This window comes from Methylobacterium longum (assembly GCF_022179385.1).
Taxonomy (GTDB): Bacteria; Pseudomonadota; Alphaproteobacteria; order Rhizobiales; family Beijerinckiaceae; genus Methylobacterium; species Methylobacterium longum.
On record NZ_BPQS01000016.1, the window covers coordinates 69,795 to 80,249 of the forward strand.

At 72.0% G+C, this 10,455-nt stretch carries 3 protein-coding genes; all 3 read left to right on the plus strand.

Going from position 1 to position 10,455, the window contains the following annotated elements:
• Positions 1 to 5: 5 nt before the first annotated feature.
• The 3 genes from treZ (at position 6) to MFF58_RS15825 (ending at position 10,412) form a co-directional block, all read left to right on the plus strand.
• Positions 6 to 1,811 (plus strand): malto-oligosyltrehalose trehalohydrolase, encoded by a 1,806-nt coding sequence (gene treZ / locus MFF58_RS15815; RefSeq protein WP_238289630.1) that lies wholly within the window; start codon positions 6 to 8, stop codon positions 1,809 to 1,811.
• Positions 1,808 to 6,709 carry a malto-oligosyltrehalose synthase gene (locus MFF58_RS15820; RefSeq protein ID WP_238289633.1) on the plus strand — a complete coding sequence of 1,634 codons (4,902 nt, stop codon included), beginning with the start codon at positions 1,808 to 1,810 and terminating at the stop codon, positions 6,707 to 6,709. The genes treZ and MFF58_RS15820 overlap by 4 nt, the downstream gene beginning before the upstream one ends.
• Positions 6,710 to 7,031: 322 nt before the next feature.
• Positions 7,032 to 10,412 (plus strand): maltotransferase domain-containing protein, encoded by a 3,381-nt coding sequence (locus tag MFF58_RS15825; RefSeq protein WP_238289635.1) that lies wholly within the window; start codon positions 7,032 to 7,034, stop codon positions 10,410 to 10,412.
• Positions 10,413 to 10,455 lie beyond the last annotated feature (43 nt).

Here is a 10,455-nt window from a genome sequence, read left to right on the forward strand (position 1 = left end):
GCCCGATGCGGCGCGCCCACAGCATGGAATTCGGGGCCGAGATGGTCGAGGGCGGCGTCCGCTTCGCCCTCTGGGCGCCCACCGCCAAGAGCGTCGACCTCGTCGTCGACGGCATCGACCATCCCCTGCCCGAATCCGGCGGCGGCTGGCGTCGCACCGCCCTGCCCGGGGTGAAGCCCGGCGCCCGCTACGGCTTCCGCATCGACGGCGACCTCGTCGCCCCCGACCCCGCCTCGCGCTTCCAGCCGGAGGACGTCTCGGGCCTCAGCGAGGTCATCGACCCGCGCGCCTTCGAATGGTCCGACGAGACCTGGGCCGGGCGGCCGTTCGAGGAGGCGGTGATCTACGAGTGCCATGTCGGCACCGCGACGCCGGAGGGCACCTATGCCGGCCTGCAGGCGCGGCTGCCCGACCTCAAGGCGCTCGGCGTCACCGCCATCGAGCTGCTGCCGCTCGCCGACTTCAAGGGCTCGCGCAACTGGGGCTACGACGGCGTGCAGCCCTACGCCCCCGACGGCGCCTACGGCCGCCCGGACGATCTCAAGCGCCTGGTCGACGCCGCCCACGGGCTCGGGCTGATGGTCTATCTCGACGCGGTCTACAACCACTTCGGACCGGCCGGGAACTATCTCCACGCCTACGCCAAGACCTTCTTCACCGAGCGCCACCAGACCCCCTGGGGCGCGGGCATCAACTTCGACGGCAAGGAGAGCGGCGCCACGGTGCGGCAGTTCTTCATCCAGAACGCCCTGTACTGGCTGGAGGAGTACCGCTTCGACGGCCTGCGCTTCGACGCCGTCCACGCGATCCTCGACGATTCGCCCCGTCACTTCCTGGCCGAACTCGGCGAGACGGTCCGGAAGGTCTTCCCGGACCGCCAGATCCACCTGATGCTGGAGAACGAGGCCAACCAGGCCCGCTGGCTGGAGCGCGACGCCGCCGGCCGGCCGAAGATGCACGACGCCCAGTGGGCCGACGACCTGCACCATTGCTGGCACGTCCTGCTGACCGGCGAGGATGCCGGCTACTATAAAAGCTTCGCCGACAAACCGGTCGCGCACCTCGCCCGCTGCCTCGCCGAGGGGTTCGCCTACCAGGGCGAGCCGTTCGCGACCCTCGATAACCACCCGCGCGGCGAGCCCTCCGGGCACCTGCCGCCCTCCGCCTTCGTGACCTTCCTGCAGAACCACGATCAGGTCGGCAACCGCGCCTTGGGCGAGCGGCTCAACCATCTGGCCGATCCGAAGAAACTCGACCTCGCCCGGGCCGGCCTCCTGCTGGCGCCGCAGATCCCGATGCTCTGGATGGGCGAGGAATGGTCGGCCTCGGCGCCGTTCCTGTTCTTCGTCGACTTCGCGCCGGACGAGGACCTGAACAAGGCGGTGCGCGACGGCCGGCGCCGGGAGTTCAAGAGCTTCGCGGCGTTCGCGGACGACACGTCGAAGATCCCCGATCCCACCGAGCGGGAGACCTTCGAGGCCTCGAAGCTCGACTGGTCCGAGCGGGGGCGCTCGCCCCACCGGGAGGTGCTGGCCGAGACGACGCGGCTCCTCGGGCTGCGCCGCGACGTGGTCGTGCCCCTGGCGAAATCCGGCTACGACGGCGCCGCCGCCACGATGCCGCGCGCGGACGTGGTCGACTGCACGTGGCGCTTCGGCGCCGGCACCCTGCGCTTCGTCGCCAATGTCGGGGCGGAGCCGTTCGCCCTCGATTCCAACGGCGCCCGGGTGGTCTGGACCAACGCGCCTGACGGGACCGGACGCGACCTGCCCCCCTGGACCGGCCTGTTCCTGACGGAGTCCCGCTCGTGAGCGCCCTGGAACAGCTCGCCGACTTGGTCGGCGTCGCGGCCGGCTACACCGACGCCTTCGGCAAGCCCGTCGAGACGCCGCTGGAGGTCCGTGGCGGCCTGCTCGCGGCGCTCGGCTTCGCGGTCGATGACGCGGCGGCGGTGGCCGAGAGCCTCGAACGGGTCGAGAGCCTGCGCCGCGGCCTGATCCCGCCGCTCCTGCCCGTGGAGGCCCGCCGCGCCGCGCGCGTCCCGGTGCGCCTCCGCGACGGCGCGCCCCACACCCTGGTCTGGCGCCTCGTGGACGAGCGCGGCACCGCCCGCGAGGGGCGGGCCAACCCGCACGGGTCCGAGCCCGGCTTCGAGCTGCCGCCGCTGACCCCGGGCTACCACCGCCTCACCGTGCAGGCCGGCCAGACCCGCACGGAATCCTGGGTGATCGCCGCGCCGCAGCGCTGCTGGCGCCCGCGCCCCTACACGGAGGAGGGCGCCTCCGACTGGGGCATGGCCGCCCAGCTCTACGGCCTGCGCTCGGGCACCAATATCGGCATCGGCACCTACGCGGATGCCGGCGAGGCCGCCCGGGAGGCGGCCTTGCGCGGGGCGGCGTTCCTGGGCCTCAGCCCGGTCCACGCCCTGTTCGGCTCCGACCGGACCAAGATCTCGCCCTACTCGCCGTCCTCGCGCCTGTTCCTCGAGACGCTGTTCATCGCCCCGCGCAACCTGCCGGGGCTCGCCGGGTCCCGGGCCGAGGCGCTGCTGGACGAGCGCGCCGACGCGATCACGGCGCTCCGCGAGGCGGCGCTGGTCGACCACCAGGGCGTGCACGACGTGCTCGACCCGGTGCTGCGCGCCCTCTGGGCGGAGTCCCCGGCGCGGGCCGGCACCGACGCGGGCTTCGAGCGCTTCCGCCAGGAAGGCGGCCAGGATCTCGAAGCCCACGCCGTGTTCGAGGCGCTGTCCGAGCATTTCCGCCAGCAGGGCGCCCAGTGGCTGGGCGACTGGCCGGAGGCGTTCCGTCGCGCCGGCACCGGGGCGGTGCGGAGCTTCGCGGCGGAGAACGCGGAACTGGTCGGCTACCACGCGTGGCTGCAATACCTCGCCGACCGGCAGCTCGCCGAGGCCTCCGCGGCGGCGCTCGGCGCCGGCATGCGGGTCGGGCTATACCGCGACCTCGCGGTCGGCGCCGACCGGGGCGGCTCCGAGATCTGGTCCCATCCCGAGCGCTTCGCCGACCGGGTGTCGATCGGCGCGCCGCCGGACCTGCTGGCCCCCAAGGGTCAGAACTGGGGCCTGCCGGCCTTCGACCCGCTGGCGATGGAGCGTGACGGGCTCGCGGCCTTCCGCGCCCTGGTCCAGGCCAACATGCGCCACGCCGGCGCGATCCGCATCGACCACGCCTTCCAGCTCGCCCGCCTGTTCCTGATCCCGCTGGGCGCGGGCGCCCAGGCCGGCGCCTACGTGGCCATGCCGTTCGAGCCGATGCTGGCGGTGCTGCGGCTGGAGAGCCACCGCAACAAGTGCCTCGTCATCGCGGAGGATCTCGGCACCGCCCCGGAGGGCTTCTCCGACGCGCTGATGCGGGCCGGGGTGCTGAGCTACCGGATCCTCGCCTTCGAGCGCGAGGCCGAGGGCCGGTTCAAGCCGCCCTCCGCCTATCCGCGGGACGCGCTGACCGCCATCACCACCCACGACCTGCCGACCTTCGTGGGCTGGTGGCGCGGCGTCGACACCGACACCCGCCAGTCGCTCGGCCTCTACGACCAGGATCGGGCCGAGACCGAGCGGGCCGAGCGCGTGGTCGAGCGCCGCCGCCTCGCCGAGGCACTGGCGGCTGAGCAGCTGCTCCCCTCCGCCGAGCCGCCGGATGCCGCGCCCTTCGAGGCCGCCGCCCGCTACCTCGCCCGCGCGCCCTCGATGCTCACCGCCGTCCAGTACGAGGACGTGGTCTCCGAACTCGCGCAGGCGAACGTGCCGGGCTCGACGGAGGGCTACCCGAACTGGCGGCGCAAGCTCGACCGGGACCTCGTGGACATCGCCACCCCCGGCGGCCCGCTGGCGAAGCTCGCGGCTTCCCTCTCGGCGGAGGCGCGGGGTCCGCGCTCGGGCGCCGCGCGGCTCGCCTCGCCGCCGCCGCGCTCGACCTACCGGCTGCAGTTCCACAAGGACTTCACCTTCGCGGATGCGGGCCGGATCGTCCCCTACCTGCACCGGCTCGGGATCAGCCACGTCTACGCCTCGCCCCTCCAGAAGGCGCGACCCGGCTCGACCCACGGCTACGACATCGTCGACCACGGCGCGATCAACCCGGAGCTCGGCGGCGAGGACGGCTTCATCCGCCTCTCCGAGACGCTCCACGCCCACGGGATCAAGCTCCTCCTCGACATCGTCCCGAACCACATGGGGGTCGGCGGCGCCGACAACCCGTGGTGGCTCTCGGTCCTGGAATGGGGCTCCCTGTCCCCGTTCGCCGACGCCTTCGACATCGACTGGCAGCGGCTCGGGGCCGGGCGCAACCTCGTGATCCCGTTCCTCGGCGACCGCTACGGCGAGGCCCTGGAGAAGGGCACGCTGGAGCTGAGGTTCGACCCCGAGACGGGCGCCTTCAGCGTCTGGCACTACGAGCACCAGCTACCGATCCGGCCGCTCAGCTACCCGACCATCCTCAACCGGGTCATCGCCGCCATCGGGGCCGTGGACGACGACACCACCGCGGAGCTGCTCGCGATCTCCGAGCGCCTGCGGGCCATGTCGATCGACACCGACGAGACCCGGAGACGGGGCTTCCCCGAGGAGGCCGAGGGTCTGAAGCGCCGCCTGGCCGAGATCTACGGCGTGTCGCCGCTGATCCAGGAGGCCACCGCCAGCACGCTGGCCCTGCTCAACGGCTTCAAGGGCCGCCCGGACAGCTTCGGGCCGCTGCACCGGCTCCTGGAGGCGCAGGCCTACCGGCTGGCCCATTGGCGGGTGGCGTCGAGCGACATCAACTACCGCCGCTTCTTCGACGTGAACTCCCTGGCCGGCCTACGGGTCGAGCTGTCCGACATCTTCCACCGCTCGCACGAGACCGTGTTCCGGCACGTCCGCGAGGGCCGGATCGACGGCTTGCGCATCGACCACATCGACGGGCTCGCCGACCCGCTGGGCTACGCGCGGGCGCTGCAGGCGGCCGTCGGGCCGGGCTTCTACGTGGTGGTGGAGAAGATCCTCGAGCCCGGGGAGCGGCTGCGGCCCTGGCCGGTGGCCGGGACCACGGGCTACGACGTGCTCAACCAGCTCGACGGGATCCTGGTCGACAAGACCCGGCGCGGGAAGGTCGAGCGCCTCTACACCTGGGCGACGGGCTTCGACGAGCCCTACGGCTTCCAGCTCCGGGCCGCCAAGGCCGAGATCCTGGAGATCAGCTTCGCCAGCGAGCTGGAGGTGCTGACCACCGACCTCAAGGAGGTCGCCGACGCCGACCGGCGCACCCGCGACTTCACCGTCAACGCGCTCCGCCGGGCGCTGATCGAGGTCATCGCGCGCTTCCCGACCTACCGGAGCTACCTGCCGCCGGAGCTGGAGGATGGGGATGTCGAGCCCGAGGACGTGCGCCTCATCGAGGGCGCGGTCGCCAAGGCCAAGCGCTGGTCGAGCCTGCCGGACCGCTCGGTCCACGACTTCGCCGCCGACGTCCTGCTCGGGCGCATCGAGACGGTGGGTCCGGGCCGGCCGGACCCGCGGGTGGTCCTGCGCTTCCGCCGCCGGTTCCAGCAGCTCACCGGCCCGGTCATGGCCAAGAGCCTGGAGGACACGCTGTTCTACCGGTACAGTTGCCTGCTCGGTCTCAACGAGGTCGGCGGCGATCCGGGCGAGTACGGCATCGACGCGGAGCATTTCCACGACCTGCAGACCGCCCGCGCCCGCGACTGGCCGAGCGCCATGATCACCACGGCGACCCACGACACCAAGCGCGGCGAGGATGCCCGCACCCGGCTGCTGGCCCTGTCGGAGATCCCGGAGGAATGGGCCAAGGCCTGGGACCTGTGGCAGCGCACCGCCGGTCCGCATCTCGCCCGCATCGACGGCGAGCCGGCCCCCGACGCCAACGACCAGTGGATGTTCTTCCAGGCGATCCTGGGCGCTTGGCCGCTGGACCTGCTGGAGCGGGGGGAATCCGGTGCGATCGCGGAGTTCCGCGACCGGCTCATCGCCTACGGCGAGAAGGCCATGCGCGAGGGCAAACGCCGGTCGAGCTGGGTCAACGTCGACGAGGTCTACGAGGGCGCGGTCCGGAAGCTGTTCACCGCCCTGATCGCCCCGGGCTCGGAGTTCCTGACCGAACTCCGGCCCTTCGCCCGGCGGCTCGCCCATCTCGGCATGCTGGCGAGCCTCGGCCGGACGGTCCTGAAATGCACTCTGCCGGGCCTGCCTGACACCTACCAGGGCACGGAGGTGTGGGACTTCTCCTTCGTGGACCCCGACAACCGCCGCCCGGTGGACTACCCGGCGCTGGAGCGGATGCTGGAGACGGGCGGGGCGCCCGCGGCGCTGCTGGCGCACTGGCCGGACGGGCGGGTCAAGCAGGCGACCCTCGCGCGGCTGCTCGCCGAGCGGGCCGAGCGCCCGGACTTCTACGCCAGCGCCGCCTACGAGCCGGTCACGGCGACGGGGATGCGGGCCGCCCACGTCATCGCCTACCGGCGGACCGATCCCGTCCAGGAGGGTGGCGACCTGTTCGTGGCGGTGCCGCGCCTGGTGGCCGGCTTCGTCGGCGAGGCGGGCTGGTCGGGGGAGGCCTTCGCGGGCACCCGGGTCGAGTTCGGGGCGGGCACGCGCTGGCGGGACCTCGTCTCGGGGCGGATTGTGGCGGGGGAGGGCGCCGATCTCGGCGAACTCCTGCGCGACCTGCCCTACGCGGTGCTGCGGCGGGACCTTTGAGGGCAGCCGGATCCGCCTCTCCCTCCCACCCCCGGTTGGGGGTGGCGGCCCTCGCCTCCGCGCGGGTCAGCAGAGGAGGGGGCGGGTTCAGGAAGGGGCGCGATCCGCAGGGAAGGCACAGCCCCAGCCTGCGCCGTCGCTCCCCGTGCCCGGCCCGCGTCGCGGGCCATCCGCCCCCGGAGAGGGGGGAGGCCGGGCACGGGGCAAGCGCGCCCCTCCGCAGGCTTGTCATGCAACGCTGCTGAGACAAGTCGGACCGCACCGCGAGGCACGCCCGGGCTGTTCGGGCGTTACGACACAGGAACGGGAGCCAGAAGCCAGCATGAACGCACCGACCAAAGCCGCTGCGACGACCGGGGCCGAGGCCGTCCTGCCGGCCGGGCTGGCGCCCCGCGCCGCGGGGCCGCGGATCTACAACCTGTTCCCGCTCCTGGTCGGGCGCGTCTCGGACTGGACGGCCGAGCTGCCGCGGATCGCCAGCCTCGGCTTCGATTGGATCTACCTCAATCCGTTCCACCAGACCGGCGGCTCGCGCAGCCTCTACGCGGTGGCCGATCCGGAGCGCCTCGACGAGCGCTTCCGCGATCCTGACGGCACGCCGGACGACGATCAGATCCGCGGCTTCTGCGCCGCCGCCCAGGCGGCCGGCCTGTCGGTGATGACCGACCTCGTCATCAACCACACCGCCGACAACGCGCGGCTGGCCACCGAGCGGCCCGACCTGTTCATGAAGGAGCCCGACGGCTCGATCATGCACCCGGCGGCGGTCGACCCGGACGACCCGTCGATCCGCACCGTCTGGGGCGATCTGGCCGAGCTCGACTACCACACGCCGGCCGCCCGGGATGAGCTGACCCGGATCTGGGGCGCCTACGTCGCCCGGCTCCAGGGGCTCGGCGTGGCCGGGTTCCGCTGCGATGCCGCCTACAAGGTGCCGCCGGAGACCTGGCGCGTCCTGATCGGGGAGGCCAAGGGGCGCGCTCCCGCCTGCCTGTTCGCCGCCGAGACCCTGGGCTGCACCTTCGAGGAGGCCCGCGCCACGGCGGGGGCCGGCTTCGACTACCTGTTCAACTCCTTCGCGTGGTGGGACCTGAAGAAGCCCTGGGCGCTCGAGCAGTACGAGCGCCTGCGGGTGCTGGCGCCCTCCATCGCCTTCCCGGAAAACCACGACATGACGCGGCTCGCCGCCGAGATCGGCGGCGGCCCGGAAGCGGTGGCGGCGCATCTGCGCACCCGCTACGCGCTCGCCGCCTTCTTCTCGGCCGGCGTGCTGATGCCGATCGGCTACGAGTGGGGCTACCGCCGGGCGCTGCACGTGGTCGAGACCACCCCGCGCGACCGCGAGACCGAGACCGGCATCGACATCTCCGGCTATGTCCGGGCGATCAACGCCCTGCGGGCGGAGCTGCCGGCCGCCAATGTCGAGGGCGCGCAGATCCGCCTCTCGGCCCCCGACAGCGACTGCGTGGCGCTCGGCCGCTTCGATACCGGCCATCCGGCCTCGGCCCGGCACGGGCTGATCGTGCTCTACAACCCCACCGGCAAGCCGGTGCCGGTGGATGCGGGCGCGCTGATCGCCCGCACCGGCGGCATGCTCGGCGCCTTCGTCGACCGGACGCCCGAGGCCGAGCCGATCGCCTTCCATCCCGGCAGCGCCATCGACCTGCGCCCCGGAGAGCTGCGCATCCTGGCGGCCGGCGCCCAGCAGGTCGCCCGGCAGCCGGAGCGCGGCACCCCGGACGGCGAGGGGCGGGTGGTGATCGAGGCGGTCAGCCCCGAGCTCGACGGCGGCCGCTCGGCGGTGAAGCGGATCGTCGGCGAATCCCTGCGGGTCGAGGCCGACATCTTCTCCGACGGCCACGAGATCATCGCCGCCGCGATCCTGTCGCGGGTCGCCGGCGGCGAGGCGTGGCGCGAGGACCCGATGGTCTTCGTCGACAACGACCGCTGGGCCGGGCACTTCCCCCTGGAGCGCAACGCCCGCTACGAGTTCACCCTGATCGCGTGGCGCGACGCCTTCTCGTCCTGGGTGCGCGACACCCTCAAGAAGCGCGCTGCCGGGATCGACGTGCGCCTCGAGACGATCGAGGGCGTGGCGTTGGTCGGGACCGCCGCGTCCCTCGCCCGCACCCGCGGCGGCCGCGACGCCGAGCGCCTCGCCGCCCTGGTGGCGGCGCTCGCCGCCGAGGAGACGGGCTCGGCCGCCCAGCTCGACCGGATCCTGGCCCCCGACGCGTCGGGCCTCGTGCGCAGGAACGCCGAGCGGGTGAACCTCACCCGCTATCCCGTGACCCTGCCGGTGATCGCCGACCGCCTCGCGGCCCGGTTCTCCGCCTGGTACGAGATCTTTCCGCGGTCCCAGTCGATGGACGTGAACCGCCACGGCACCTTCGACGACGTGATCCGGCGCCTGCCGGAGATCCGCGAGCTCGGCTTCGACGTCCTCTACTTCACGCCGATCCACCCCGTGGGCCGCACCAACCGCAAGGGCAAGAACAACACCCTCAAGGCCGAGCCCGGCGATGTCGGCTCGGTCTACGCGGTGGGCGCCGAGGAGGGCGGCCACGAGGCCGTGCATCCCGACCTCGGCACCCTCGCGGATTTCGAGCGGCTGGTGGCGGCGAGCCACGCCTACGGGATGGAGATCGCCCTCGACTTCGCGATCCAGTGCTCGCCGGACCATCCCTGGATCAAGAACCACCCCGAATGGTTCGAGTGGCGCCCCGACGGCACGCTCAAGTTCGCCGAGAACCCCCCGAAGAAGTACGAGGACATCTCGAACGTCCACTTCTACGGTGGCGCCCTGCCCTCGCTGTGGATCGAATTGCGCGACATCCTCCTCGGCTGGTGCGCGCGGGGCGTGCGCATCTTCCGGGTCGACAACCCGCACACCAAGCCGATCCCGTTCTGGGAATGGGTGATCGGCGAGGTCAACGGCCGGTATCCGGACGCGATCTTCCTCGCCGAGGCCTTCACCCGGCCGAAGATGATGATGAAGCTCGCCAAGGCCGGCTACCAGCAGAGCTACACCTACTTCACGTGGCGCAACACCAAGCAGGAGCTGACCGACTACGCCCTGGAGTTGGCCGGCCCGATGGGCGAATACTACCGCCCCAATTTCTTTGCGAACACCCCCGACATCAATCCTTACTTCCTTCAGACCAGCGGACGCGCGGGCTTCGTCATCCGCGGCACGCTCGCCGCAACCCTCTCGTCGGTCTACGGCATCTACAACGGCTTCGAATTGTGCGAGGCCGCGCCGTATCCCGGCAAGGAGGAGTATCTGAATTCCGAGAAATACGAGCTGAAGGCCTGGGACTACGACCGGCCCGGCAACATCCGCGACCACATCGTCAAGCTGAACAAGATCCGGCGCGAGAACCCCGCCCTCTGGGACTTCCGCAACGTCACCTTCACGGGCGCCTGGAACGACAACATCATCGCCTACGCCAAGACGACGCCGGAGGGCGACAACTGCGTCTTCACCATGGTGAACCTCGATCCGAAGAACCGCCAGGAATGCACCTACGAGGTGCCGCTCTGGCTGCTGGGCCTGCCCGACGACGGCGCCGTGGAGGTTGAGGATCTGCTCCAGGGCTACACGTTCGAGCTGCGGGGCAAATCCCACCGCATCGCCCTCGATCCGGCCGAGCGATCCTGCGTCATCTGGCGCCTCCGGGCGCCGCGGCGGGTTGCGGGCTGAGGCTGCCCGTGGCACTCGACCATGATTCCTGATCCCGACGACG

Excerpts from the sequence above, each read along its gene's own strand:
- treZ (WP_238289630.1), top strand. The coding sequence starts at position 6 with ATGCGGCGCGCCCACAGCATGGAATTCGGGGCCGAGATGGTCGAGGGC.
- MFF58_RS15825 (WP_238289635.1), top strand. The coding sequence starts at position 7,032 with ATGAACGCACCGACCAAAGCCGCTGCGACGACCGGGGCCGAGGCCGTC.